The sequence below is a fragment of the Streptomyces sp. NBC_00239 genome (assembly GCF_036194065.1).
In the GTDB taxonomy this organism is placed as follows: Bacteria; Actinomycetota; Actinomycetes; order Streptomycetales; family Streptomycetaceae; genus Streptomyces.
The window spans coordinates 3,213,637-3,239,340 of the sequence record NZ_CP108095.1 but is presented as its reverse complement, the minus strand read 5'-3'; the positions used below and the strand labels follow the sequence as shown (position 1 = coordinate 3,239,340).

Annotated in this window: 24 protein-coding genes; 12 read left to right on the top strand and 12 right to left on the bottom strand. The window is 71.4% G+C overall.

Features of this window, described 5'->3' with window-relative positions; genetic code table 11:
• Positions 1-154: 154 nt before the first annotated feature.
• Positions 155-955 carry a polysaccharide deacetylase family protein gene (locus tag OG764_RS14010; RefSeq protein WP_328968760.1) on the top strand — a complete coding sequence of 267 codons (801 nt, stop codon included), beginning with the start codon at positions 155-157 and terminating at the stop codon, positions 953-955.
• A gap of 156 nt (positions 956-1,111) precedes the next feature.
• A complete protein-coding gene (locus tag OG764_RS14005) occupies positions 1,112-1,441 on the top strand; it encodes a nuclear transport factor 2 family protein (protein WP_328968759.1) in 330 nt (109 codons plus the stop codon).
• Positions 1,442-1,654: 213 nt separating this feature from the next.
• Here OG764_RS14005 and OG764_RS14000 read toward each other — a convergent pair whose 3' ends face one another.
• Positions 1,655-2,833 carry a serine hydrolase domain-containing protein gene (locus tag OG764_RS14000; protein WP_328968758.1) on the bottom strand — a complete coding sequence of 393 codons (1,179 nt, stop codon included), beginning with the start codon at positions 2,831-2,833 and terminating at the stop codon, positions 1,655-1,657.
• A 187-nt stretch (positions 2,834-3,020) separates the two neighbouring features.
• Between OG764_RS14000 and OG764_RS13995 the strand changes: the two genes are divergently transcribed.
• On the top strand, positions 3,021-3,638 hold the full coding sequence (locus OG764_RS13995) for a hypothetical protein (RefSeq protein WP_328968757.1): 618 nt from the start codon (positions 3,021-3,023) through the stop codon (positions 3,636-3,638).
• Between the two features lie 301 nt (positions 3,639-3,939).
• Here the strand turns inward: OG764_RS13995 and OG764_RS13990 are convergent, their stop codons facing one another.
• The 3 genes from OG764_RS13990 to OG764_RS13980 form a co-directional block, all read right to left on the bottom strand.
• Positions 3,940-5,220 carry an extracellular solute-binding protein gene (locus OG764_RS13990; protein ID WP_328968756.1) on the bottom strand — a complete coding sequence of 427 codons (1,281 nt, stop codon included), beginning with the start codon at positions 5,218-5,220 and terminating at the stop codon, positions 3,940-3,942.
• 258 nt (positions 5,221-5,478) lie between these two features.
• A complete protein-coding gene (locus OG764_RS13985) occupies positions 5,479-6,096 on the bottom strand; it encodes an SMI1/KNR4 family protein (RefSeq protein ID WP_328968755.1) in 618 nt (205 codons plus the stop codon).
• Between the two features lie 203 nt (positions 6,097-6,299).
• Complete coding sequence (locus tag OG764_RS13980; RefSeq protein ID WP_328968754.1) at positions 6,300-6,689, bottom strand: DUF192 domain-containing protein; 390 nt, start codon at positions 6,687-6,689, stop codon at positions 6,300-6,302.
• 780 nt (positions 6,690-7,469) lie between these two features.
• Here OG764_RS13980 and OG764_RS13975 point away from each other — a divergent pair.
• Positions 7,470-8,210: a prepilin peptidase gene (locus OG764_RS13975; RefSeq protein WP_443056214.1), complete on the top strand. Its 741-nt coding sequence runs from the start codon at positions 7,470-7,472 to the stop codon at positions 8,208-8,210.
• 131 nt (positions 8,211-8,341) lie between these two features.
• On the opposite strand, the gene mgrA is transcribed toward OG764_RS13975, so the two are convergent.
• Positions 8,342-9,379 carry an L-glyceraldehyde 3-phosphate reductase gene (mgrA, locus tag OG764_RS13970; protein WP_328968753.1) on the bottom strand — a complete coding sequence of 346 codons (1,038 nt, stop codon included), beginning with the start codon at positions 9,377-9,379 and terminating at the stop codon, positions 8,342-8,344.
• 127 nt (positions 9,380-9,506) lie between these two features.
• Here mgrA and OG764_RS13965 point away from each other — a divergent pair, with 127 nt between their 5' ends.
• The 6 genes from OG764_RS13965 to OG764_RS13940 all read left to right on the top strand — a co-directional run bounded on the left by OG764_RS13965 (position 9,507) and on the right by OG764_RS13940 (position 16,050).
• Entirely contained in the window at positions 9,507-10,268 is a 762-nt protein-coding gene (locus OG764_RS13965; RefSeq protein ID WP_328968752.1) for an isoprenyl transferase, read from the top strand.
• A 363-nt stretch (positions 10,269-10,631) separates the two neighbouring features.
• On the top strand, positions 10,632-11,948 hold the full coding sequence (locus OG764_RS13960; RefSeq protein WP_328968751.1) for a PhoH family protein: 1,317 nt from the start codon (positions 10,632-10,634) through the stop codon (positions 11,946-11,948).
• Between the two features lie 406 nt (positions 11,949-12,354).
• A complete protein-coding gene (locus tag OG764_RS13955; RefSeq protein WP_328968750.1) occupies positions 12,355-13,053 on the top strand; it encodes a transglycosylase SLT domain-containing protein in 699 nt (232 codons plus the stop codon).
• Positions 13,054-13,210: 157 nt separating this feature from the next.
• Complete coding sequence (locus OG764_RS13950; protein ID WP_328968749.1) at positions 13,211-14,536, top strand: AI-2E family transporter; 1,326 nt, start codon at positions 13,211-13,213, stop codon at positions 14,534-14,536.
• Positions 14,520-15,275 carry a hypothetical protein gene (locus tag OG764_RS13945; RefSeq protein ID WP_328968748.1) on the top strand — a complete coding sequence of 252 codons (756 nt, stop codon included), beginning with the start codon at positions 14,520-14,522 and terminating at the stop codon, positions 15,273-15,275. Before OG764_RS13950 ends, OG764_RS13945 begins: the two co-directional genes overlap by 17 nt.
• Positions 15,276-15,297: 22 nt before the next feature.
• Complete coding sequence (locus OG764_RS13940; protein WP_328968747.1) at positions 15,298-16,050, top strand: hypothetical protein; 753 nt, start codon at positions 15,298-15,300, stop codon at positions 16,048-16,050.
• A gap of 58 nt (positions 16,051-16,108) precedes the next feature.
• Here OG764_RS13940 and OG764_RS13935 read toward each other — a convergent pair whose 3' ends face one another.
• Positions 16,109-16,642, bottom strand: a complete 534-nt coding sequence (locus OG764_RS13935; RefSeq protein WP_328968746.1) for an alkyl hydroperoxide reductase — start codon at positions 16,640-16,642, stop codon at positions 16,109-16,111.
• A 3-nt stretch (positions 16,643-16,645) separates the two neighbouring features.
• Positions 16,646-17,200 carry a peroxiredoxin gene (locus OG764_RS13930; RefSeq protein WP_328968745.1) on the bottom strand — a complete coding sequence of 185 codons (555 nt, stop codon included), beginning with the start codon at positions 17,198-17,200 and terminating at the stop codon, positions 16,646-16,648.
• Between the two features lie 145 nt (positions 17,201-17,345).
• On the opposite strand from OG764_RS13930, the gene OG764_RS13925 reads away from it, so the two are divergent.
• Positions 17,346-18,293: a hydrogen peroxide-inducible genes activator gene (locus tag OG764_RS13925; RefSeq protein WP_328968744.1), complete on the top strand. Its 948-nt coding sequence runs from the start codon at positions 17,346-17,348 to the stop codon at positions 18,291-18,293.
• 43 nt (positions 18,294-18,336) lie between these two features.
• Here OG764_RS13925 and OG764_RS13920 read toward each other — a convergent pair whose 3' ends face one another.
• From OG764_RS13920 to OG764_RS13900, 5 genes are all read right to left on the bottom strand, one after another.
• Positions 18,337-20,667 carry an ABC transporter permease gene (locus OG764_RS13920; protein WP_328968743.1) on the bottom strand — a complete coding sequence of 777 codons (2,331 nt, stop codon included), beginning with the start codon at positions 20,665-20,667 and terminating at the stop codon, positions 18,337-18,339.
• Entirely contained in the window at positions 20,664-21,350 is a 687-nt protein-coding gene (locus OG764_RS13915; RefSeq protein WP_328968742.1) for an ABC transporter ATP-binding protein, read from the bottom strand. Before OG764_RS13915 ends, OG764_RS13920 begins: the two co-directional genes overlap by 4 nt.
• Positions 21,347-21,871 carry a PadR family transcriptional regulator gene (locus tag OG764_RS13910; protein ID WP_328968741.1) on the bottom strand — a complete coding sequence of 175 codons (525 nt, stop codon included), beginning with the start codon at positions 21,869-21,871 and terminating at the stop codon, positions 21,347-21,349. Before OG764_RS13910 ends, OG764_RS13915 begins: the two co-directional genes overlap by 4 nt.
• Positions 21,872-21,976: 105 nt before the next feature.
• Positions 21,977-22,261 carry a hypothetical protein gene (locus tag OG764_RS13905; RefSeq protein WP_328968740.1) on the bottom strand — a complete coding sequence of 95 codons (285 nt, stop codon included), beginning with the start codon at positions 22,259-22,261 and terminating at the stop codon, positions 21,977-21,979.
• Positions 22,258-23,178, bottom strand: a complete 921-nt coding sequence (locus OG764_RS13900; protein ID WP_328968739.1) for an SPFH domain-containing protein — start codon at positions 23,176-23,178, stop codon at positions 22,258-22,260. The genes OG764_RS13905 and OG764_RS13900 overlap by 4 nt, the downstream gene beginning before the upstream one ends.
• A 237-nt stretch (positions 23,179-23,415) precedes the next feature.
• On the opposite strand from OG764_RS13900, the gene OG764_RS13895 reads away from it, so the two are divergent.
• Positions 23,416-25,665: a transglycosylase domain-containing protein gene (locus OG764_RS13895; RefSeq protein ID WP_328968738.1), complete on the top strand. Its 2,250-nt coding sequence runs from the start codon at positions 23,416-23,418 to the stop codon at positions 25,663-25,665.
• Positions 25,666-25,704 lie beyond the last annotated feature (39 nt).

The window sequence follows — 25,704 nt, the reverse complement described above, 5'->3', positions numbered from 1 at the left end:
CAGGTCGCGCCCGCTCCCGGTCGGCGGGGGCCGAAGTCCCGGCCCCGGCCCGTCATGTGCCCCTTGTCAAGTCCGAATTGGGTGAAACCGTCCCGCGGTGCATACCGTCTCTCATCTGGGAGACGGTCAAGAAGCTGCGGGGAGTGGGCATTCCATGGGGATGAAGAGCAAGTACAGCGCGCACATAGCCGTGGCGGCGTCGGCGGTCGCGCTCAGTCTTGCCGTGTGGGGGGCGGCCGTGCTGACCGACTCCGAGGCCGCCAAGGCCGATGCGGCGCAGGCCCGGAAGCCGGACTCGCGGGCGAAGGCGCCGGTGCAGGCGCCGCCGGTGCGGATGCCGGAGAGCATCGCGCACGCCTCCGAGTCGGGCGGCTCGGCGGTGAACATCACCATCGACGACGGTCCGGACCCGCGGTGGACGCCCAGGATCCTGGAGATCCTCAAGGAGAACCAGGTCAAGGCCGTGTTCTGCATGATCGGCCCGCAGGCCAAGGAGTTCCCCGACCTGGTGAAGCGGGTCGTCGCGGACGGCCACCGGCTGTGCGACCACACCATGACCCACGACACGTCGATGGACAAGAAGTCCGTCGCCTACCAGAAGACGCAGATCCTCGACGCGAAGAAGATGATCGAAGACGCGGCCGGGGGCGCGAAGGTCGAGTACTACCGGGCGCCGGGCGGCGCCTTCACCCCCGACAGCCGGCGGATCGCCGCGGCCGCCGGGATGCGGCCCCTCGGCTGGAACGTCGACACCAAGGACTTCGAGAAGCCCGGCACCGCCGCGATCGTGAACACCGTCAGGAACGAGCTGGGCAACGGCCCGACCATCCTCTTCCACGACGGCGGCGGCGACCGCAGCCAGAGCGTCTCGGCCCTGGAGCAGGTCCTGCCGTGGCTGAAGGAGCAGGGCCGCACCTTCGGCTTCCCGGTGCGCACCAACCCCGACGCCTCTTGACACCCCCTACGGGCTCCCCGTACGCCCCGGGTGCCGTCTGACACGCGGCGGTCGGGGCGAACGGGTGAGGGTCGGCCGCCGTCGGCCGCCGCGGGTGTTCCCTGGTGGGTGCCCGCGGCCCGACGCCGCACTCGACCCGCACCCCAGGGAGCCCCCGTGTCCATCGCCCCCGGCCACCTCTCCGACCCGGCCGTCGCCGCGTTCGTCGCCGCCGTCAACAGCCACGACCAGGACGCCCTCTTCGCGCTGCTCACGCCCGACGCGACGATGTCCGACGACGGCTCCGACCGGGACGTGCGCGAGTGGACCGACCGCGAGATCTTCGCCTCCTCCGGCCACATGGCGGTGGAGAAGGAATCCGACGGCGGCCGGTCCCTGATCGTGAAGTACCGCAACGACACCTGGGGCGAGATGCGCACCGCCTGGCGCTTCGAGGTCACCGCCGACGGCCACAAGATCAGCCGCTTCGAAACCGGCCAGGCGTAGCGCCGCCAGGAGCGGTACCCCCGCAGCGAGCCGCCGGGGGGACCTGGCGGACCTAGTGCTGTGACCGGAAAGGTTCACCGTGTTGCGACGCCCGGCACGGCACCTCGCCGCGTTGCCGGACCGCGCAAGTACGTCTAGTGCGAGCTGCGATCCTCCGCCTTGCGACGCACCGCACCGGACGCCGCAACCCGGCAGACCTTCCCGGCCGCAGCACTAGCGGACGACCGCGACCGCCGCGGCGGTCAGGCGCGTGTTCTCGGTGGCGGAGCCGCCCGGGAAGAAGAACCGGCGGCGGGTGTAGGCGTACGCCAGGCCCGTCGCCGGATCCGCCCACGCGTTGCCGCCCGCCGCACCGCAGTGGCCGAAGGCCTGCGGTCCCACCAGGGGCTGCGTCTCGAAGCCCAGGCCGAAGTGGTTCTCCTCGGTCGTCACCCGGTCCGTGCCGCGCAGGTGCACGCGGGCGAACTCGGCCGCCGTCTCCGGCTTCAGCAGCGGCGGCAGGCCCGCCACCCCGCTGATGGCCGCCGCGTACATGCGGGCCACCCCGCGGGCCGTGGCGCTGCCGCCCGCCGAGGCCGGGCCGAGGGCGCGGATCCGCGGGGAGTTGCCGTACTCCACCAGGTCCATCGGGGTCTCGCGGTGCATGTTGAAGGCCACCGGCAGCAGGCTGTCCTGCGGCAGCGGGTTCTGCGCGAACGCCGCGAGCTGCTCCTCGGTCGGCAGCGCGGGCAGGACCGGCGCCCACCGCTCCCGCGCCAGCTCCTCGGACAGCCCGATGTGGAAGTCCAGCCCGTAGGGGGCGCGGACGCGCTCCTCGAACAGTTCCCGGATGGACCGACCGGTGGCCCGGCGGACGACCTCGCCGGTCAGCGCGGCGATCACGAAAGCGTGGTACCCGTACGCCGTCCCCGGCTCCCAGTACGGGTCGCCGGCCGCCAGCCGGGCCGCGACCAGCGGCTCGTCCGCCAGCTCGTCGATCGAGAACCCCTCGGGGGTGTTGACCAGGCCCGAGGTGTGCGCGATCAGCCCGCGCAGCGTCAGCCGCTCCTTGCCGCCGCCCGTGAACTCGGGCCAGTACGAGCTGACTTCACGGTCGAGCTCCAGTACGCCGTCCTGGACGAGCAGCGCCACCACGAGGTGCGCCGCGCCCTTGGTGATGGAGTAGACCGGCCCCAGCGTGTCGGCGCCGGTGTGCGCGCCGGTCCACAGGTCGACCACCTGCCGTCCGTCCCGGTAGACGGCCAACTGCGCTTCCGGGTTGTGAGGTTCGGCGGCCACGACCGCCTCGAACTCCACCCGTACCGACTCCCAGCCCGCCTCGACCGTCCCGTGCACCGCCTCCGCCCCGTTCTCCTGATCCGGCTGAACCCGCTGACCCGACTGATCCGTCATCGCACGCTTCCCCCGTCGTTGCGTTCGTCTCACTTAGGGATCGCCAACTGCCCACGCTGTGCTGCTATTCCCGGCCCGGTCGGACCCGCCGGGCTCGTGCGGGCGCCTGCGGGCCGGTGGGGGCTCGTACGGGTGAATGCGCCAGGGGGTTCGTTCCGGGCCGCGCGGCGGGCGCGTTGACCGGGGCATGAAGCGCTTCCACACCGCCGTGCTCGCTGCCGCGGCCGTCCTCTCGGTCCTCGGCTCCGCCGCGCTCGCGCAGGCCGACGACGACGTCAAGGGCACCGAGTACCTCCAGGATCCGGCCGGCGGCAACAAGGCCATGAAGTCGCAGTGGACCAAGGGGGACCGGCACAAGCTCAGCGGCCGGTTCCGCTTCCGCCCGGGCATGGACTACCGGCTCAAGGACCGGACGAGCCCGCAGGAGGCCAAGGAGTGGGGTGCCAAGACCCCGGACCTCGACACGCTCGTCTACCGGCCCGCCTTCGAGTTCTCGTACGAGATCGCCACCCAGGTCATCCTCAGGAAGGGCCTGAGCGAGAAGAAGGGCAAGCATCCGGTGACCCTGCACGCGGTGCTCCGCAACGCGAAGGGCGTGCAGGTGGCCGCGGTGCACGAGGCGCAGGCGGACCGGCCGGCCGTGCTGGAGAAGAAGTTCCCGCTCGGCAAGAAGATCGCCTGCGATTCGGGCACGTACACCGTCACCTGGTCGATCGCCCGGACCGGGACGCACGCGGCGGAGGTCGGCGGGTCGCTGCGGTGGAACTCCTCCTGCAAGGAGTTCAGGGACGCGCTCAGCCACTGAGCTGTCGGTGACTGGTGACTGGTGACTGGTGACCGGTGACCGGTGACCGGTGACCGGTGACCGGTGACCGGGGTCGGTGGTCGGGGTCGGTGGTCGGTCGTCGGAGACCGGTGGTCGGTGTGGGCCGCCGCCCCGTGCACCTTGTGGGTGCGTGACGGGCGGCCGGCCGGGCGCCGGTTCGGCGGCGTACGACCGCGTACGGCATGTTGCTCGCTGCGCCGCCGCAGGACGGGTGGATTGCGGCTGCGCTCGCCCGGAGGCCCGTAAGCCCGTAAGACCCTGACCCTTGAACCCGTAAGGGTCAGGGCCGGCTGGAGAGGGTACGGGCCTGGTCGGCGATGTCCTCCAGGACGTCCCGCGGGTCGGAGCCGGGCGCCACTGCCCGCCCGATGTTCCGCTTGATCGTGTCGCTGACCTGGAGCCAGGACGACTTGCTCACCGGATACAGCTGGGCGCTGCGCAGGGCGGTGAGGAACTGCTCGTCGCTGTCGTCGAGGCCGCCGCCCGCGGGCGTGCGGGACGCGGTGACCGTGGAGGGCAGCAGGTGGTAGCGCCCGGCGAACTCGCTGAGGTTCTCGTCCTCGTAGACGAAGTCGAGGAACTTCCCGATGTTCTCGCGCTTGCCGTTCTGCTTGAAGGCCATCATCCAGTCGGCGACCCCCATCGTGGGCGGGGTCTCGCCGTCCGTGAGCCAGTCGGCCACGGGCATTTCCACCGTGCCGACGCGGATGCCGCGCGCCTTGGCCTCGTGCGCCAGGGACGGATAGCCGTTCAGCATGCCGACCTCGCCGCGCAGGAAGGCGGCGAACGCGTCCTGCCGGTTGAGCCTGCCGGGGGCGACCGGGCCGGTCAGGCCGGGTGCGACCAGCTTTTCCTTGATCCAGCGGAAGGTCTGGACGTTCTGGTCGGAGGCGATGCTGTAGCCGCCGCTGCCGTCCGCGTACCCGCCGGCGTTGCTGAGCTCCCAGATCATCGCCTCGGCGTGGGCCTCCTCGGGGCCGAGGGGAAGGGCGTACGGGGTCTTCACGCCGTCCGCCTTGAGGGCCTCCGCCGCGCGCTTCAACTGCGACCAGGTCTTCGGCGCGTCGACGCCCGCCTTCTCGAACAGTTCCTCGTTGTAGAAGAGCAGCCGGGTGCTGGCGACGAACGGCAGGCCGTACAGCTTGTTGCCCACCGAGCCGGCCTCGACCAGCGGCGGCAGGAAGTTCGCCTCGGCGGCGACGGTGAGCAGGTCGGAGGCCTCGTACAGGCGGCCCTGGGCCGCGAAGTCGGAGTACGCGCCCATCAGGGCCATGTCCGGGGCGTCGCCGGCCTTGACCATGCGGGTCACCTCGCGGTCCACGTCCGCCCAGGGGTAGAGGTCGACCTCGACCTCCAGGCCGGGGTTCTCGGCGGCGAACCGCTCCGTGATCTTGTCCCAGTACGCCTTCGAGCTGGTGGCCGGGGTGTCGCCGTACTCGGCGGCGACCAGGTGCAGTGTCGAGCCGTCACCGGACCCGGTCGAGGTGCCGCATCCGGCGAGGGTGCCGAGAAGGGCGATCGCGGCCGCGGAGGCGATCGCGCCGGAGTGTCTTCGTCGCACAGGTCGATCCTCTTGATCTTGTTTTGGACAGTGCGTCCGGAATTCTCTCCTTCTTTTGGGTGAATGGGTCCATGTGAACCCCAGTTATGGCTCTTGCTCCAACTGCGGCTTTTCAGGCTGGTGTTTTTCGATGGGGAATCGGCAATTCGGACGCGCGTAGAACGCATTCGGCCGACTCCGGAGAAGTTTCCGGAGCCGGCCGAAGGGGCGGAGCGAGGAGGGAATGCGGGGAGGGGCGGGGCGGGCGGGGTTGTCCGGTCAGCCGGTGAACTCGCCCGCGTACGGGTCGGGCTCGCCGGTCTCCGGATTGCGCCCGTCCTGCCAGCGGCGCTGCGCCTCGCGCCAGTGCACGAAGCTGAGCGGGGCGCCGTCCCAGAAGGTGATGCTCACCGGATTCACGTCGAACTCGTCCGAGAACAGCCGTTGCAGGAATTCGGCCATGCCGTACGGATACACCGCGAAGGGGTCGGCCGTGTGCCGGCCGCAGACCAGGACCGGCCAGCGGTCCGGGTCGGGGTCGCTGGTGTGCCAGCACAGTATGTCGGCGCCCGCGGTGATGCCCCAGGCCAGGATGTGTTCGGGGTCGGTCTCGAAGACCGCCGGGCCGCCCTCCTGCTCCCAGGTGAAGCGGGCGTTCCCGGTCTCCTCGACCATGTCCGCCGGGTCCCACTGCGGGCCGGGCGTGGGCAGCGGCACCAGGATGCTCGCCTCGGCGTTGATGCGGCCGGCCCCGTACCGGGCCATGAACGCGACGAAGTCCGAGGGGAAACGGGTGCCCCAGGTCGCCTCGGCCGCGGCCCAGTCGACCTGCTCGTCCGCGCCGTGCACCGCGGGCATGATCCGTTCGAGCGCGGTGATCTGCGCGTTTTCCGCCATGCCAGCTCCCCTGACCGCCCGTGCCCAACCGCCCCAACTTACCGTGCCGGGCGGTGCCCGCCTAGGCGGTGTTCCGTCAGTCGGACACCGCGTGCGAATCGGCTCGGTCGGTCGGGCGTCACGGGTGGCCGTGCGTCACGGCCGCCGCCGCGCCAGTCGGGCATTTCGGCTGTCGGCCCGCCGCCGTCAGCCGGGCGTCGCCGTCAGTCGGGCGTCACCCTCAGGTGGGAGCCGGGCCGGATGCCCCAGCGGGCCAGTGCGCCCGCCTCCGCCTCCAGGACGTGACGCGACCGGAGCCGTGGCAGGCCGAGGCGGCCGGGGGGCATCGTACGTACGGCCAGCACCCGCAAGTGCCGGTCCAGGTACGCCACATCGATCGCGAAGCGCATCCGGAAGGTGTGCACGCTGCCGGCCGGGGTCAGCAGCAGGGCGCCGTCGATGCCGGCCCGGCCGAGGAGGCCGCGGGTCCGGGACCGGTACGAGGCCGCGACCTCCACGGGTATCTGCGCGCCGCCGCCGCTGTCTGCGACGCCGCCCTTGCCGTCACCGGCCACCGTGAGCGTCCCGGTCCCGTCCTGCCAGCGTCGTCCCATGGCGATCAGGGTAGGCGCCGGGCCCCGTCGCCATGGGCGCAACCTCCACCCCCGCCCGCCACCCTGCCCGGGCCGTCCCCGGCCTCCCAGCACCCTGGGGCGCAACCCCCAACCTCGCCGACGCCCTGGGCGCAACCCCCGGGCCTTGTCGGCGCTGCGTGCGGCAACTTCCAGCCTCGCCGGCGTTTGAGGCGCGGGGTTTGGGGCGGAGCCCCAAGCAACCCGGCTCCGCCGGGCACCGGGCTCCGCCCGGACCCGCTCCTCAAGCGCCGGAGGGGCTGGTGGGTGCGCGGGGTTGGCGGGCTCCGCCCGGACCCGCGCCTAAAACGGAGGCGGGCTCCGCCCGGACCCGCGCCTAAAACGGAGGCGGGCTCTGCCCGGACCCGCTCCTCAAACGCCGGCGAGGCTGGAGGTGGGCTCTGACCCGGCGGGGGCTGGAGGTTGCGCGGGGTTGGCGGGCTCTGCCCGGACCCGCGCCTCAAACGCCGGCGGGGCTGGATGTTGCCGCCGAGGCTGGAGGTCGCCCCGCGGGCAGCCGGCTCGCTGGGGATTGCCCCGCGGGCAGCCGGCTCGGCTGGGGGCCCCTCGGGCAGCCGGCAGCCAGTGAGGCTGGGAGGTGCCCCGCGGGCAGCCGGAGGGATGGGGCTGTTCTGGGTGCGGCCGGGTGATGTGCGGTCGGGCGTCGGGGGGTTCGGGCCTGGTTCAGGCCGCGGCAGGGTTGCGAAAGCCCCCGGGGTGCGGCGCGGGAGCGCTTAGGGTCGGGGCGTGGTGGTCGTCGGGATGGTCGTGGTGGCGCTCGGGTACGGCGTGGGGGCCGGATTGCTGCTGCCCCGGGCCGTCTACCGGCTGTCCGTCGAGCCGGACGAGCCGTGGCGCTCCGGCTGCCCGGCCGGCCACCCCCTGACCGGCCCCGCCGCAGCCTGGCTGGGCCGCTCCCACTGCCCGCTGTGCCCCACGGGCCCCACCGGCCCCGCCCGCTACGGCCCGCCCCCCGCCGGCCCCGCCGTCCTGAGCGCGCTCGTGTGCGGGACCCTGGCCGCGGCCGCCGGGGGGACGGCCGAGTCGCTGGTCTGGGCGCTGCTCGCACCCGTCGTCGTGCTGCTCGCGCTCGTGGACCGGGCCGTGCACCGGCTGCCCGACGTACTGACCCTGCCGCTCGCGCTCGCCGTCACCGCCCTGCTCGGCGTGGCCGCCCTCACCGGCCGCGCCGGCGGCGACTGGCCGCGCGCGGTGCTCGGCGGGCTCGCCCTCGGCGCCGGGTACCTGGTGCTGTTCCTGATCAACCCGGACGGCATGGGCTTCGGCGACGTCAAGCTGGCGCTCGCCCTGGGGGTAGCTCTTGGGTGGTACGGGTGGGGGGTATGGCTCGTGGGGGTGTTCCTGGGCTTCCTCTACGGGACCCTCTACGGCCTCGCCCTTGCGGTGCGCGGCCGCGGGGGCCGCCGGACCGCCCTCGCCTTCGGACCCTTCATGGCGGCCGGCGCATTCACCGGAGTGCTGCTGGGCGGACTCGGAGCGTAGTCGTGGCGCGCCGGTGCACGCGGCACGCTTTACGAAGGGTTATGGTGGAACCCCCCCTCGGGCCGGTCCGTATCCCCCCCACGGACCGGCCCGTTTTTCGTGTCCGCACCCGCGGACACAGAAAACGCAGGTCATCCCCGCTGGGCCCAGATGTTGGCGCCAGGGGTCGAGACCGCGAAGGAATCGATCTCCTTCAGCTCCTCCTCCGACAGCGGCGCACCGGCCAGGGCCGCCACGTTCTCCTCCAACTGCGCCACGCTCGACGCGCCGATCAGGGCCGACGTCATCCGCGGGTCCCGCAGCACCCACGTCAGCGCGAGCTGCGCCAGCGACTGGCCGCGCCGGGCCGCGATGTCGTTCAGCCCGTTCAGGCGGCGGACCACCTCGTCGGAGAGCAGGTCCGGATTCAGGGACTTGCCCTGGGTGGCGCGCGATCCCTCCGGAATGCCCTTCAGGTACTTGCCGGTGAGCAGGCCCTGGGCGAGCGGCACGAAGGAGATGCAGCCCATGCCGGACTCCTCCAGCGTGTCGAGCAGCCCGTCCTCCTCGGTCCAGCGGTTGATCATGGAGTACGAGGGCTGGTGGATCAGCGGGCGCACACCCATGTCGTTCAGGATCCGCACCGCCTCCGCCGTCTGCTCCGCCGTATAGGAGGACACGCCCACGTACAGCGCCTTGCCCTGCTGGACCGCGGACGCGAGCGCGCCCATGGTCTCCTCCAGCGGGGTCTCCGGGTCGAAGCGGTGCGAGTAGAAGATGTCGACGTAGTCGAGCCCCATCCGCGCCAGCGAGGCGTCGAGCGAGCCGAGCAGGTACTTGCGGCTGCCCCACTCGCCGTACGGGCCCTCGTGCATCAGGTAGCCGGCCTTGGTGGAGACGACCAGCTCCTCGCGGTACGGCGCGAAGTCCTGCGCAAAGATCTTGCCGAAGTTCAGCTCGGCGGAACCCGGCGGCGGACCGTAGTTGTTCGCCAGGTCGAAGTGGGTCACCCCGAGGTCGAAGGCGCGCCGCAGGATCGCCCGCTGGGACTCCAGCGACGTGTCGTCGCCGAAGTTGTGCCAGAGACCGAGGGAGACGGCGGGGAGCTTGAGGCCGCTGCGGCCGCTGCGCCGGTACTCCATGGAGTCGTAGCGCGCGGAGGCTGCCCGATAGGGATTGTTATCAGTCACGTTGTCCTCTCTATCACGTGGTTGTGACAGACCGAGTTGGGCCAGGTATCCCGGCGCGCAGTATGTTTGGCGCAGTCGGGGGGCTCGCAATTCGCACGGGGGCTTTGCACGGAGGGGCTGGAAGATCGTGAAGCTGCGCGACCTGGTGTACAGGCTGTACGCACGCCGGGTGGAAGGCCGCCTCGACCACGACGCGGTGCCCAAGCACATCGGCGTGATCCTGGACGGCAACCGGCGTTGGGCCAAGGCCGCCGGCGGTACCACCGAGCAGGGCCATCAGGCCGGCGCCGACAAGATCACCGAGCTGCTGGGTTGGTGCAACGAGACCGACGTCGAGGTCGTGACCCTGTGGATGCTCTCCACGGACAACCTGGACCGTCCCGAGGTCGAGCTCCGCCCGCTGCTCAACATCATCGAGAACACCGTCCGCGGACTCGCCGCGAACGGCCGCTGGCGCGTCCACCACGTCGGCAACCTCGACATCCTGCCGGCGCAGACCCAGGCGGTGCTCAAGGAGGCCGAACAGGCCACCGACGGGCACACCGGGATACTCGTCAACGTCGCGGTGGGCTACGGCGGCCGCCAGGAGATCGCCGACGCGGTCCGCTCGCTGCTGCTGGAGCACCACGAGAAGGGCACCTCGATCGAGGAGCTCGCCGAGATCCTCGACATCGACCACATCTCGGAACACCTCTACACCCGCGGCCAGCCCGACCCGGACCTCGTGATCCGCACCAGCGGCGAACAGCGCCTGTCCGGATTCATGCTGTGGCAGAGCGCGCACTCCGAGTACTACTTCTGCGAGGTCTTCTGGCCGGCCTTCCGCAAGGTCGACTTCCTCCGGGCGCTGCGCGACTACGCGGCCCGGCACCGGCGCTACGGGACCTGACGCCCCTTCGGGCACCCGCCGGGACCCGCCCCGACACCCCCTCGGGCACCACCACGGGCCGGTCCGCCGCCCCTCCCGCCGCCCTCGCGAGGCCTTCACCAGGGATTCACCGAGCGTCCGTCATATGCCAAGGCATGGCAGCGCATGTTCGAGGGCATATCCCTTGCAGGTCGACGCCCGATCCACGGGTGTCGAGTCTCAGCGGGCGGCACAGGCGCCGTCCGCCCGGGAGGCCCTTTGCACCAGGACGCACGTGCGGTTCGCACGGACGGAGTGGGAGGGCCGGAAATCGGCCCTGGCATTGCGGCCGATGACCGGTCCGGTCTTCATGGCCCGACCTCTTCCGAGGGGGTACGTCCTTCCGTGGTGACCAGCACAAAGCGCCGCCTGCCCGACAGGCGGACCTACGTCCTCGACACCAGTGTCCTGCTGGCAGACCCCAACGCGATCCGGCGCTTCGACGAGCACGAAGTGGTGCTCCCGATCGTCGTGATCACGGAGCTGGAGGCCAAGAGGCACCATCCCGAACTCGGCTACTTCGCCCGGCAGGCCCTGCGCCAGCTCGACGACTTCCGGGTCCGGTACGGACGCCTCGACGCCCCCATCCCGCTGGGCGAGCTGGGCGGCACCCTGCGTGTCGAGCTCAACCACTCCGATCCGGGCGTCCTGCCCGCGGGCTTCAGGCTGGGGGACAACGACTCGAGGATCCTCGCCGTCGCCCGCAACCTGCAGGCCGAGGGCTACGACGTCACGGTGGTGTCGAAGGATCTCCCGCTGCGCATCAAGGCCTCCTCCGTGGGGCTGCTCGCCGAGGAGTACCGCGCCGAGCTCGCCATCACCGACGCGGGCTGGACGGGCATGAGCGAGCTCTCCCTCTCCGGGGAACAGGTCGACCTCCTCTACTCCGAGGAGCGGCTGTACGTGCCGGAGTCCGCCGAACTCCCCGTCCACACCGGACTGGTCCTGCAGTCCGAGCGCGGCAAGGCGCTCGGCCGGGTGACGTCCGACGGGAACGTCCGGCTGGTCCGCGGGGACCGCGAGGCCTTCGGCATCCACGGCCGCAGCGCCGAACAGCGCATCGCGCTGGACATCCTGCTCGACCCGGAGGTCGGCATCGTCTCGCTCGGCGGCCGGGCCGGCACCGGCAAGTCGGCGCTGGCCCTGTGCGCGGGCCTGGAGGCCGTACTGGAGCGGAGGCAGCATCAGAAGGTGATGGTCTTCCGGCCGCTGTACGCGGTCGGCGGGCAGGAGCTCGGCTATCTGCCGGGAGACGCCTCGGAGAAGATGAGCCCGTGGGCCCAGGCGGTCTTCGACACGCTCTCCGCGGTGGCCGGTCGGGCCGTGATCGAGGAGGTGCTGGGCCGCGGCATGCTGGAGGTGCTGCCGCTCACCCACATCCGGGGCCGCTCGCTGCACGACGCGTTCGTCATCGTGGACGAGGCCCAGTCGCTGGAACGGAACGTCCTGCTGACCGTTCTGTCCCGGATCGGGGCCAATTCCCGGGTCGTTCTGACGCATGACGTCGCCCAGCGGGACAATCTGCGCGTCGGCCGGTACGACGGAGTGGTCGCCGTCGTTGAGAAACTGAAGGGGCATCCGCTGTTCGCGCACGTCACCCTCACCCGCTCGGAGCGTTCCCCGATCGCGGCCCTGGTGACCGAGATGCTCGAATCGGTCTAACAGCCCGAAAGGGGCAATGCGTTGGGTGCCGTCCGGCAAAGGCGAAGAGCCTAGCCGGGCGGCATCCTGGTGCACAGGCCTTTGCGTAAACCTCTTGCTGCGTACCAGGTGTGAGCTTTCACACTCAGTGGAGAATTGCCTCCGGGCGTCCGGGTCCGGCAAAGTCTTGCTTCCGTCAGGCCCCGCATACGGCACACCTGTATCTCCTGGACCTCCAGGAGCTACGGAGTACGACAACAACTCAACAGACGACGCCGTATGCCGCCCGGAAGCACCACGAGGCACCCCCGCGAGGGGAGTTGCCGTCGGGCCAGCGCCTCCAGTGACCAGTCGTAGCGGAGGACAGTGCCAGGGGCACTTTTGCGTCCGTGAGGTCACCCTGCGGACGTTGCTGGAAGGAAACCGTGTGAGCCGGATCTCGGTTCGGGGATTCGCCGTGGCGTCCGCCACTGCCGTCACCACCGTCGGAGCCGTCGTGGGCGTCGCCGCCGGCGACACCATGCCCGCGAACGACCTTGAGACGACCGCTGCCGGTACGACGCTCCTCACCGACATCCCGGTGAACGAGCAGGCCCAGGTCCAGACCGCGTCCCTGACGCAGCAGGCCGACGCACTCGCCTTCCAGGCCGACGCCGACGCCAAGAAGGCCGCGGAGGAGACCGCCCGCCTGCAGGCCGCCAAGGACGCCAAGTCCAAGAAGGCCGCCGCCGTCGAGGCCGAGGCGAAGGCGAAGAAGGAGCGCGAGGCCAAGGAAGAGGCCGCGAGCCGCTCCGCCGGCCGTTCCGCCGACGACTTCAGCCCGCAGTCCTCGTACACGGTCGCCCAGGTCAAGGCCATCGCGCGGCAGATGGTGCCGTCGAGCCAGTTCCAGTGCTTCAGCAACATCGTGAACCACGAGTCCACGTGGAACTACCTCGCCGTCAACCAGTCCTCGGGCGCGTACGGCCTCGTCCAGGCGCTGCCGGGCTCCAAGATGTCCTCGGCCGGTGCCGACTGGCGCACCAACCCCGCCACCCAGATCGAGTGGGGCCTGAACTACATGAACGAGCGCTACGGCAGCCCCTGCGGCGCCTGGAGCTTCTGGCAGGCCAACAGCTGGTACTAGGCCGGCCACCGCGCCGCATCCCCGGCGCGACCGGCTCCCCGGCTCGACCCGGCCTCGAGGCCGGCCCGATGAAGCCCCCACCGTCCTTCGGTGCGGGGCTTCTCGCGTGTACGGTCGGGCGTGTCGTGCAGCCGGGGGGCGGGGGAAAGGGATCCAGATGGTGAAGGAGCCAGGCAATACGCCGGCGGGCTGGCTCGGCCGGCTCGGCAAGGCGCTGCCCGCGCGCGAACACCGTGACGACGACGATGCCGGTACGGGCGCACCCGGGCCGGCGCCCGCGCCGCCCGCGCCCGCGGGCGAGCACGCCGTGCCGCCCGTCCACCGCCCGCCCGCCAGGCCCGACCCGGTGAGCGTGGTGCCGTGGGGCGTCCGGGTGGCCGCGGAGGCCAGCTGGCGGCTGCTGCTGGTCGCCGCCCTCCTCTGGGTGCTGATGAGGGTGATCAGCGAAGTCCGGCTGGTCGTCCTCGCCTTCGCCGCGGCCATGCTCGTCACCGCCCTGCTCCAGCCGTTCGTGGTCCGGCTGCGGCGGCTCGGCCTGCCGCGCGGGCTGGCGACCGCCGTCACCGCGATCCTCGGGTTCGTGGTCATCGGACTGGTCGGCTGGTTCGTGGTCTGGCAGGTCATGGAGAACCTCGACGACCTCTCCGACCGGCTCCGCGACGGCATCGACGAGCTCAAACGCGCCGCGCTGAACAGCCCGTTCCACGTCACCGAAAAACAGATCAACGACATCGCGAAGAACCTCAGCGAGACCATCGGCACCAACACCGACGAGATCACCTCCGCCGGCCTCCAGGGCGTCACGGTGATGGTCGAGGTGCTGACCGGGATCCTCCTCGCGATGTTCTCCACCCTCTTCCTGCTCTACGACGGCAAGCGGATCTGGCAGTGGACCCTCGGCCTGGTCCCCGCCATCGCCCGCACCGGCGTGGCCGGCGCGGGCCCGCGGGCCTGGCGGACCCTCACCGCGTACGTGCGCGGCACGGTCATCGTCGCCCTCATCGACGCCATCTTCATCGGCCTCGGCATCTACTTCCTGGACGTGCCGATGGCGGTGCCGCTGGCCGTCTTCATCTTCCTGTTCGCCTTCATCCCGCTGGTCGGCGCGGTGATCTCCGGGGCGCTCGCGGTGGTGGTGGCGCTGGTCACCGAGGGGGCGGTGACGGCCCTGCTGGTGCTGCTCGTGGTCCTCGCGGTGCAGCAGATCGAGGGGCACGTGCTCCAGCCGTTCATCCTGGGACGGGCGGTGCGGGTCCATCCGCTGGCGGTAGTGCTCTCGGTGGCCGCGGGTGGGATGATCGCGGGCATCGGGGGCGCGGTGGTCGCGGTCCCGCTGGTCGCCGTCACCAACACCGTGGTCGGCTACCTGCGGGCGTACTCCCGTGAACAGGAGCTGCGCATCGGCCCGGCGCCCCACGGCGCGACGGCCCTGCCGGCGGCTCCGACCGACCAGGGGGACACCAGAGGTGATATCCGAGCCTGAGCTCGACGGGGAGTACGAGCCGCCCGGCGCCCGGCGGTACGAGCAGCCCGAGGTGCGCGAGCCCGCCGCGGTCCGGGAACGGGGGGCGCGCCGGCCGTGGCGCTGGGCGCTCGGCGGGGCGCTGCTCGCGTCGTCGGTGTGGGCGGGCGTACTGATCAACGTCACGGCCGCGGACACGCCGCCGGAGATCCGCTACGCGGCGGGCGACGACCTGTGCAAGCGCTTCAGCGCGGCGGCCCTGACCCGGCTGCTGGGGGAGACCGTGACCCAGGGCGACGTCGTCAAGCGCCGTGACCCGGTGCTCGACCGCAGTGCCTGCTCGCGGGACTCCGTGGCGGGCGTCGAGGTCCCGTCCCATCGCGGCTACACCCGCCACGTGTGGATCCACCTGGTGCTGGAACGGCACAAGAAGGTGGACCCGCAGACGGAGTTCGACGCGACGTCGACCCAATACGGGTTCCTCACCTCGGGGTCGAACCCCGAGGAGGTCCCGGGGCTGGGTGAGCGGGCCCTGCTGGTACGGGAGGACAGCGCCGACAGCTGGCAACTGCGGGTACTGGACGGCGGCGTCGTCTTCTCCGTGTCCGTGCAGGTCATGCAGCAGTACGACGGAGACGTGGACGACGACGGGGGCACCGTGCCGCCGGAGGAGCCCGAGACGGACTCCGACGCGGTGCTGTCGGCCATGATCGAGGACACGCGCGCACTGATGACCGCGGTCGCGCTGAACAAGGGGTGACATGTGAACGGGGGAACTGAAGGTGATATCCGAGCCTGAGCTCGACAGTCCGAACGAGCCGCCGGACCCGGCGCGCGAACAGCTCGTACGGGAACCGGAGTCCGGGGCGGCGCGCGCGCCGCGAAGGGCGTGGGTGTGGACGCTCGTCGGGGCGGTGGCCGCCTCGGCGGCCTGGGGCGGCGCCCTGTACGCGCTCGGCGGCGGGGACGGCGCGCCGCCGCTGAACTACCGCAAGCCCGTCAACCTCTGCGACGAGGCGCGGGCCCGGGCGCTGAGCCGGGTGCTGGGCAATCTGCGCGGGTCGACCACCCGGGCGGAGGCCGCGCATCCGGCGGTGGACTGGTTCAGCTGCGTGCTGCGCGCCGACGGGCCGGCGCCGAAGGCCACCGACGGCAGCGGCGAGCCGGGCGAAGGCTGGCAGTCCGTCAACGAGGTGACCGTGACCCTGCTCCGGCACCGGGTGACCGACCCGGGACCGGAGTACGACGCCGACATCGACCGGTGGCGCTGGAACGCCGACTGGGAGGTGAAGCGGGAACCGGTGCCCGGCCTCGGCGAGGACGCGGTGATGGTCTCGGGCGAACCGCTCGAAGGGCCCGAGCTGCGGGTGCTGGACGGCGGCGCCGTCTTCGTCATGTCGGTGACGCAGGGCTGGTCGTACTCGGGCGGGCAGGGCCCGACGGAACCGGAGCCGGACACCGAGGCCGACGAGACGGCGGTGCAGGCCGCGCTGATCGAGGACATGCGGACGCTGATCACGACCCTGCGGGATTGAACGCGAGAGCCCCCGGCGCACGGGAAGTGCTGCCGGGGGCTCGTCGTACGGCGCGGTGTTATCCGGCGAGGACGGCTTCCGCGTCCAGGGTGGCGCCGACGGCCTGGATCACCGAGGCGATCTTGACGGCTTCCTGGACGGTCTCACGGTCGACGCCGGCCTTGCGGAGCACCTGCTCGTGCGAGTCGAGGCACTGGCCGCAGCCGTTGATCGCGGAGACCGCGAGGGACCACAGCTCGAAGTCGACCTTCTCCACGCCCGGGTTGCCGATGACGTTCATCCGCAGACCGGCCCGCATCGTGCCGTACTCCGGGTCGGAGAGCAGGTGGCGGGTGCGGTAGAAGACGTTGTTCATCGCCATGATCGCGGCGGCGGACTTGGCGGCGCTGTACGCCTCCGGCGTCAGGTTCGCCTTCGCCTCCGGCTCCAGCTCACGCAGCACCCTCGGGGAGCGCGAGGCGATCGCGCACGCCAGGACGGTGCCCCACAGCTGCTGCTGGGGCAGGTCGCTGTTGCCGATGACCGAGCCGAGGTTCAGCTTCAGGTCCTTGGCGAAGTCCGGTATGGCGGACTTCAGTGCGTCGAGGGACACGGGTCACTCACCGGCCAGCAGGGCGCCGGCGTCCAGGGTGGTCTCGCCCTTGTTCCAGTTGCAGGGGCACAGCTCGTCGGTCTGCAGGGCGTCGAGGACCCGCAGGACCTCCTTGGGGTTACGGCCCACGGAACCGGCGGTCACCATCGTGAACTGGATCTCGTTGTTCTGGTCGACGATGAAGACGGCGCGCTGCGCGAAGCCGTCCTCCCCCTGCACGCCACAGGCCTGCATGAGCTCGTGCTTCGAGTCGGCCAGCATCGGGAAGGGCAGGTCACGCAGGTCGGCGTGGTCCTTGCGCCAGGCGTGGTGCACGAACTCGGAGTCGCCGGAGACGCCGAGGACCTGCGCGTCACGGTCGGCGAACTCGTCGTTCAGCTTGCCGAAGGCGGCGATCTCGGTCGGGCAGACGAAGGTGAAGTCCTTCGGCCAGAAGAACACCACGCGCCACTTGCCCTCGTAGGTCTTGTGGTCGATCTGGGCGAACTCGCTGCCGGCCTCGAGCGAGACACAAGCGGTCAGATCGTACGCGGGGAACTTGTCACCGACAGTGAGCACGTGCACTCCTTGCGGAACGGAAACACCGCCCTTTTGGGGCTTTTGATGATTCCTGAGGGGGGTTGGACTGGTCTCACATGCTGGCACAGCTGCATTGATTACAGAAATAGCTAGGATGGAAGTACGTGATCGGAGGTACCTATCAGTGGCTGTCGGTAATAGGGGAGCGAAGCAACCCACGCTCGCCCAGCTGCGCGCCTTCGCGGCCGTCGCCGAGCACCTGCACTTCCGCGACGCCGCGGCCGCCATCGGCATGAGCCAGCCCGCGCTGTCCGGGGCCGTCTCCGCGCTGGAGGAGGCCCTCGGGGTGCAGCTCCTGGAGCGCACCACCCGCAAGGTGCTCCTCTCGCCCGCCGGGGAGAAGATCGCCGCCCGCGCGCACGCCGTCCTCGACGCGGTCGGCTCGCTGCTGGAGGAGGCCGAGGCGGTGCGGGCGCCGTTCACCGGAGTGCTGCGGCTCGGCGTGATCCCCACGGTCGCCCCGTACCTGCTGCCCACGGTGCTCTCGCTGATCCACCGCCGCTACCCGCGCCTGGACCTCCAGGTGCACGAGGAGCAGACCTCCTCGCTGCTCGACGGGCTCGCCGGCGGACGCCTCGACCTGCTGCTGCTCGCGGTGCCGCTGGGCGTCCCGGGGGTCACCGAACTCCCGGTCTTCGACGAGGACTTCGTGCTGGTGGCGCCCCGCGACCACCCGCTGGCCGGCCGTCGGGACATTCCGCGCGAGGAACTGCGCGGCCTGCACCTGCTGTTGCTCGACGAGGGCCACTGTCTGCGCGACCAGGCCCTCGACATCTGCCGGGAGGCCGGGCGGACCGAGGGCGCGGCCGTCACCACGACCGCGGCCGGGCTCTCCACCCTGGTCCAACTGGTCGCCGGGGGACTGGGCGTGACCCTGCTGCCGCGCACCGCGATGCGGCTGGAGACCACCCGAAACGAACACCTGGCCACCGGGTACTTCGCCGAGCCGGCGCCCTCCCGGCGGATCGCGCTCGCCATGCGCACCGGTACCGCCCGGCAGGACGAGTTCGCGCAGTTCGCCGCCGCGCTGCGGGAGGCCGTACGGCCGCTGCCGGTGTGGCCCACGGACTGAGTCCGCGGGCCGCACCGGCAGCCGTGCCGAGCGTGCGTACGTCCTACTCGGTGCGCAGGCCGTCCGGGCGCATCAGCCGCAGCAGCGGCGGCAGGCTGAGCAGGGTCACCAGCAGCACCACGCCCGCGCCGATGCCCGCCATCGCGCCGACCGACGCCCAGTCCACAGAGACCGGCACGGCCGCCATCCGCATCAGCACCGCGCCCAGCGCCAGGCCCGTGGCCGAGGCCAGCAGCAGGCCGAGCGCGATCGGGACCGCGGTCTGCCACAGCACCGACAGGCTCAGCGTGGAGCGCCGGGTGCCGAAGGCGACCAGGGCGGCCAGCAGCTTCTTGCGCTCGCGCAGCTGCTCGAGCTGGGAGACCAGCAGGCTCGCGCCGATCAGCAGGAGGACGAGGATGGCGCCGATGAACAGGCCGGTCTGGATGCCGGTGAAGCGGCGGCTCTGGTCGGTCAGCCTCAGCGTCATCGCGTTGGGCACCGGATCCGCCTTGAACGCCGCGGTGCGGGCGCGTTCGAGGGCGTCCGGCACGGTCGGGTCGAGCCTGACGTACACCGAGGCGTATCCGGCGCCGGCCAGGTTCGCGGGCGCCGCGGCCGGGGTGGTCAGGATGCCGCCGCGGGGGCTGCCCGCCGGGTCGACCCTGTTCGGCACCGCGCGGATGCCGCGGGGCACGGTCCAGACGGTCGGCTTGGCCGCGCTGTCGTCGTGGAGCGCTCCGATGAACAGCTTCGCGCCGGGGCGGGCGATCTTCCGGCTGCCCTCGTCGTCGTAACCGCCGGTGAGGAGGAAGGTGTCACCGTTCTTGCAGGAAGGCAGCCGTGCGATCTCGCGGAGGGCCTCGCAGGTGCCGATCGTCAGGTCGGTCTGGTTCTCCGGATTGTGCGCGGTGGCCGCGGCGCCCGCCGTCGTCAGCGTGATGACCTGGGCCACCCCGTCGGTCCGGGCGATCTGCCCGGCGATGTCCACGGCCCGGGGAATGATGTCGGTGCCTGCGGAGGGGCGGACCCAGACCGACATCGCCGCGCGGTTCGTGTCCGCGCCGGTGTTCTCGGTGTAGTCGCCCTCGATGCCCGCGAACATCATCTGGAGGGCGATGGCCCCGGCGACGGCGACGGCGATGCCGTTGACCAGGCGGGCCGCGGCGCCGCTGCTCAGCTGGAGGCGGCGTACCGCCAGCTGCCAGGAGACCCCGCCGCCGCCGAGACGGGCCACGACGGCCTCCACCAGCCACGGCAGCAGCGCGGTGATGCCCACCAGCAGCAGCACCACACCCGTGCTCACCTGCCACTGGTTGAACTCTCCGCCGTCCCGGCCGCGTCCCATCAAGGGGACGAGCAGGCCCAGGCCGGCCAGCGGCAGCAGCAGCCGCCACCAGATCCGGCGCCGCGACGGCTTGGCCGTACGGACCACCCCGAGCGGCTCGATCACCACGCCGCGCAGCGCGAACAGGGTGACCGCGATGGAGGCCGCGGGCACGGTGACGGCCACCAGGGCCACCAGCCACAGGCTCGGGTCGAGGTCCGCCGGGAACACGCTGCGGTCCATGAGCGCGACGCGCGCGGCGAACTGCCGTGCGACGAGGAAGAATCCGGCGCCCGTCACCAGGCCCAGCAGTGCCCCGGCGAGGGCCTCGCCGGCCGCGATGCGGCGGGTCATCGTGCCGTCCGCGCCGATCAGCCGCAGCGCGGCCAGGCGGCGGTCGCGGCGCTCGCCGCCGAAGCGGACGGCGGCGGCGATGAACACGGCCACCGGCATCAGCAGCGCGACGAACACCATGAGCAGGAGCAGGGCGAGGACCGGGTCCAGCTTCTCCGGGACGTTGCTGTTGTCGAATCCGGTGATCCGCATGACGCCGCTGCTGCTCGCGTCGAGTTTGTCGGCGCCGATGTAGAAGACGAGTTCGCCCGGACCGAGCAGGCCCTCGTCGCCGACGATCGCGGTGACCTTCCCGTCCAGGCGCTCGCGGAGCAGCTTGCCCTCGCCGGAGGCGAGCAGCTCGTCCAGTGCCGGGGAGACGGCCATCTCGCCGGGGCGGGGGAAGCGCTCCAGACCGGGCGGCAGCGGGGCGTCCGGGCCCTCGGGCTGGACCAGGGCGCCGTAGAGGTCCTTGCCGTGGAAGGCGGTGGGGACGTCCGCGATGATCAGGGTGTCGCGTCCGGCCCGCTCGGCGGTCGGGGCGGTGACGATGCTGCGCGCGTCGCCGCGTACGTCGCGGGCCGCGAGCGCGCTGGGCAGTGCGGTGGTGACCAGCAGCAGGGCCACCCCCAGGCCCACGCCGACGGCGGTGAGCAGGGTGCGCGTCCAGCCCTCGCGGCCACCGCTGACGGCGAACTTCATGCCCATGCGGAGGTCTTGGAGCCAGCGGTTCATATGGCCCGCTCCATGTCGCGGGAGCGGCCGTCGCGCACGACGATCTCGCGGTCGGAGTAGGCGGCGACGCGGGTCTCGTGGGTGACGAGGACGACCGCGGCGTTGGTGGACCGGGCGGCCTCGGTGAGCAGCTCCATCACGCGCTCGCCGTTGAGGGAGTCGAGGGCGCCGGTCGGCTCGTCGGCGAACAGCACCCGCGGTCCGGTGACCAGGGAACGGGCCACGGCCACCCGCTGGCCCTGGCCGCCGGAGACCTCGCCGGGCCGCTTGGCGGCCAGGTCGTCGACCTCCAGGCGCTCCATCCAGTGCAGGGCCGCGGCCTCGGCCTGCTTGCGCTTGGCTCCGTTCAGGCGCAGCGGCAGGGCGACGTTCTCCACGCAGGTCAGCTCGGGGACGAGCTGGCCGAACTGGAAGACGAAGCCGAACTCGCTGCGGCGCAGGGCGCTGCGCTCGGCGTCGCTCATGGCGGTCATCTCGCGGCCGGCGTAGTCGATGCCGCCGGAGTCGGGGGAGACGATGCCCGCGAGGCAGTGCAGCAGGGTCGACTTGCCGGAGCCGGAGGGGCCCATGACGGCGACGACCTCGCCGGGGTGGATGGAGAACCCGGCGCCGTCGAGCGCGGTGGTGGGCCCGTACGCCTTGCGGAGGTCGGTGGCGGTGAGAAGGGAGCCTGCGGGGTTCATGCGCGTACCTCCTGCGCGAGGCGGTCGAGGCGGGCGGCGGTCAGTTCGAGCCAGCGCAGGTCCGCTTCCAGGTGGAACAGGGCGTGGTCGCAGACCAGCTGGTCGGCGAGGTCGCCGCCGCGCTTGCGGTTCGTGAGGATGCGCATCAGACGCAGGTGCTCGGCGCGCTGCGTGTCGAGGAGCTCGTGCGCGCTGCGGTGGGTGAGCAGCGCGAGGACGACCTTGGTGTACAGGGTCGACTGGAGGTACGGCTCAGGCTTCTCGGGCTGGGAGAGCCAGGCCTCGACGTCCGTGATGCCGGCGTCGGTGATGGCGTAGCGCTTGCGCTCGGGGCCGCCGCCGCTCTCTATCCCGTCGACCTCGACGAGTCCGTTCTTCAGCAGCCGGGACATGGTCGAGTAGACCTGCCCGTACGCGAGCGGGCGGTCGTGCCCGAAGCGTTCGTCGAAGGCCCGTTTGAGGTCGTAGCCGTGGCGGGGGCCGGCCTCCAGGAGGCCGAGAAGTGTGTGACCGATGGACATGCCCAGGACTGTACACGGGGTGTATACCCTCGCTGTATACGCGGAGTGTATAGCTGGCGGAAAAAGGCCCTGACCTGCATGGTCATCGCAGGTCAGGGGCGGTTGTCACGATTCTGTAGCGGGGGTGGCGGGCGGCGGTTTGCGGGGGCGGCCGCGGGGGGCGATGGGGGCCGCGCCGCCCGGGAGGCGGCCGGCCTCCCCGAGGGCGCGGCGCAGCAGGAACTCGATCTGGGCGTTCGTGCTGCGCAGCTCGTCGCCCGCCCAGCGGGCCAGCGCGTCGTACACCTGCGGGTCCAGCCGCAGCAGCACCTGCTTGCGGGCCTCCTTGGCCGGGCGGCCCCGGCCGGCGGGCTCCGCCGGGCCGGGGTTCCCGCTAGCCGCCGGGCTCACGAGTACAGGGTGCCCGTGTTGACGACGGGCTGGGCCGCCCGGTCGCTGCACAGGACCACCATCAGGTTCGACACCATGGCGGCCTTCCGCTCCGGGTCCAGGTCCACGATGTCCTCCTCCGCGAGGCGTGCGAGTGCCAGCTCCACCATGCCCACCGCGCCGTCCACGATCTCGCGGCGCGCCGCGACGACCGCGCCCGCCTGCTGCCGCTGCAGCATCGCCGAGGCGATCTCGGGGGCGTACGCGAGGTGGGTGAAGCGGGATTCGACGATCCGTACGCCGGCCGCCTCGACGCGGGCCTGGAGCTCCACGTCGAGCTTCTCGGTGATCTCCTCGGCGTTCTCGCGCAGCGAGAGGCCGCCCTGGTCGTGGGAGTCGTACGGGTACTCGATCGCGATGTGGCGGACCGCGGCCTCGGCCTGGGTCTCGACGAACTCGGTGAACTCGTCGACCTCGAAGCTGGCCAGCGCGGTGTCCTCGACCTTCCAGACCACGACGGCGGCGAGCTCGATCGGGTTGCCGTAGGCGTCGTTGACCTTCAGGACGGCGGTCTCGTGGTTGCGGACCCGGGTCGAGATCTTCTCGCGGGAGGTGAACGGGTTCACCCAGCGCAGGCCGTCGGTGCGGATGGTGCCGCGGTAGCGGCCGAAGAGCTGCACCACGCGCGCCTCGCCGGGGGCCACCGTGTTCAGCCCGCACAGCACCAGGAACGCGGTGAGGAAGACCAGGATCCCGAGTGCGATCAGGAGGCCCTTGAGGGCGGCGGTCGCGGTGACCGCGCCGGCCACCACGAGGGCCGGGCCGCCGGGGAGGCCGAGGAGTCCGAGGGTCAGCGGGATGCCGCCGCCCGCACTGTGCGCCGCGAATTCCCGTATGCGCGGCTCCGGGTTCTCCACCGCGTCGGCCTTGTTGCTCATGATTCGCCCCGTTCTGTTCGATCGTCCGGCGGTCGCTTCCCCTCGTGACCGCCTAGCAAAGTGATATCACTTTTTAGGCGCGAGGCAACCCCCGGCCGGCCGGCTGCGTCGGTTCCCCCGGGGTGGGTGCTCATTCTCACGTCCGGAAAAGACCGGATTGGCCGACCTTTGTCCATTCCCGCGGTGTTAGTTTTCTGAGCTGACATCGGGGGGTACACGAGCGGAGCAGTGGGAGCGATGGGCCGAGCAGAAGCGCGACGCGCACAGAAGCGTGGGTCGCGACGGGCGCCACGCGTCCGCCGGAACGGCAAACCGGCCGGCATACGCCGCTTCTTCACCTGGAAGAAGCTCCTCGGTGCCTTCTTCGGCGCGATCCTCCTCGGCATGGCCGCGCTCATCGGCCTCTACATCTACGTGGAACCGCCGAACCCCAACGACCAGGCCCGGCTGCAGAGCAACGTCTTCCAGTGGGCCGACGGCTCGGTCATGACCCGCACCGGCGAGGTCAACCGGGTCATCGTGCCCATCGACAAGGTCCCCGTCGACGTCCAGAACGCCTTCGTCGCCCTGGAGAACAAGACCTTCTACGACGACAACGGCGTGGACGTGAAGGGCGTCGCCCGCGGCCTCTTCAACACCGCCGCCGGCCGCGGCAAGCAGGGCGGCTCCACGATCACCCAGCAGTACGTCAAGAACTACTTCCTCAACCAGGACCAGACGGTCACCCGCAAGCTCAAAGAGCTGGTGATCTCCCTCAAGGTCGACCGGAAGATGAAGAAGCCCGAGATCCTCGCGGGCTACCTCAACACCAGCTACTTCGGCCGCAACGCCTACGGCATCCAGGCCGCCGCCCAGGCCTACTACGGCGTCGACGTCGAGAAGCTGACCCTGGCCCAGGGCGCCTACCTCGCCGCCCTGCTCCAGGCCCCCAGCCAGTACGACTGGGCCGTCGCCGGACCCGTCTCCAAGACCCTCGTCACCGGCCGCTTCAACAAGGCCCTCGACAACATGGTCGAGATCGGCAAGCTCGACAAGACCCAGCGCGCCGCGGTGAAGTTCCAGAAGCCGATCGAGCCCAAGCCCGCCCCCGGCAACGAGGGCCAGAAGGGCTACCTGGTCCAGGCCGCCGAGGCCGAGATGCGCGAGCAGGGCGTCTCCGACGCGCAGCTCACCGCCGGCGGCTGGACCATCAAGCTCAACATCGACAAGAAGAAGCAGGCGGCCCTGGAGCAGGCGGTCCAGGACGAGCTGGAGTCCAAGCTCGACCGCAAGAGCACCGACGCCGACCGCAAGATCGACGCCGCCGTCCAGGCCGGCGCCACCTCCGTCGACCCGGAGACCGGCAGGATCGTCGCGATGTACGGCGGCACCGGCATGAAGGACAAGTGGGCCAGCAACGCGCTGCGCACCGACTACCAGCCGGGATCCACGTACAAGCCGGTGGTGCTCGCCGCCGCGCTGCAGAACGAGGCCACCACCCAGGACGGCAAGAAGATCACGCCGAACACGATCTACGACGGCACCAGCGGCCGCCCGGTCGTCGGCAGCGACACCTCCTTCGCGCCGGAGAACCAGGACCAGAAGAACTACGGCCCGATCACCGTCCAGAAGGCCACCAACTTCTCCGTCAACTCCGTGTACGCGCAGATGACCGTGGACGTCAGCCCCGCCAAGGCCAAGCGGACCGGCCTCGCGCTCGGCATGGCCGACCGGCCCGGCTGGCCCGACCGGCCCGCCACCTCGCTCGGCACCATGAGCGCCAACACCGTCGAGATGGCCGCCGTCTACGCCTCCCTCGACCACCACGGCAAGCGGGTCCGGCCCTCGATCGTCGCCTCCGCCAGCCACGCGGCCCGCACCTACACGCCGGTCGACCCGGTCGGCGGCCAGGCCATCAGCCGTGAGACCGCCGACACCGTCACCAAGGTGCTCACCGGCGTCGTCGACGAGGGCTCCGGCCAGAAGGTCAAGAGCAGCGCCTACGAGGCCGCCGCCAAGACCGGTACCACCGAGAAGAACTTCTCCGCGTGGTTCGCGGGGTACACCCCCGAACTGGTCACCGTCGTCGCGATGTTCGGCGAGCAGCCCGGCACCCACGAGCAGACCACCCTGACCGGCACCGCCGGCGGCGGCCGCGCGGGCGGCTCCAGCTTCCCCGCCGCGATCTGGCGGGCTTACACGCTCGGCGCCCTCGACGGCACCGACACCGGCAGCTTCGACCTGTCCGACGCGGACATGGGCGAGGTCGAGCAGAGCCCCTCCCCGGACCCGACGCCGAGCCGCTCCGCGAGCTCGAAGCCGCCGACGCCGAAGCCGAGCCGGTCCTCGAAGGACCCGTCGCCGACGCCGAGCGCCTCGCGCAGCTCCGTCGCGCCGGACCCCTCGCCGTCGAGGTCGTCGTCGAAGCCGAAGCCGCCGACCCCGTCACCGTCACCCAGCACCTCGGACGAGCCGGAGAAGCCGGAAGGCGACGCCGACAAGCCGTAACGGGCGTACGCGGCGGGTGTGCGCACCCGCGCGAAGGGC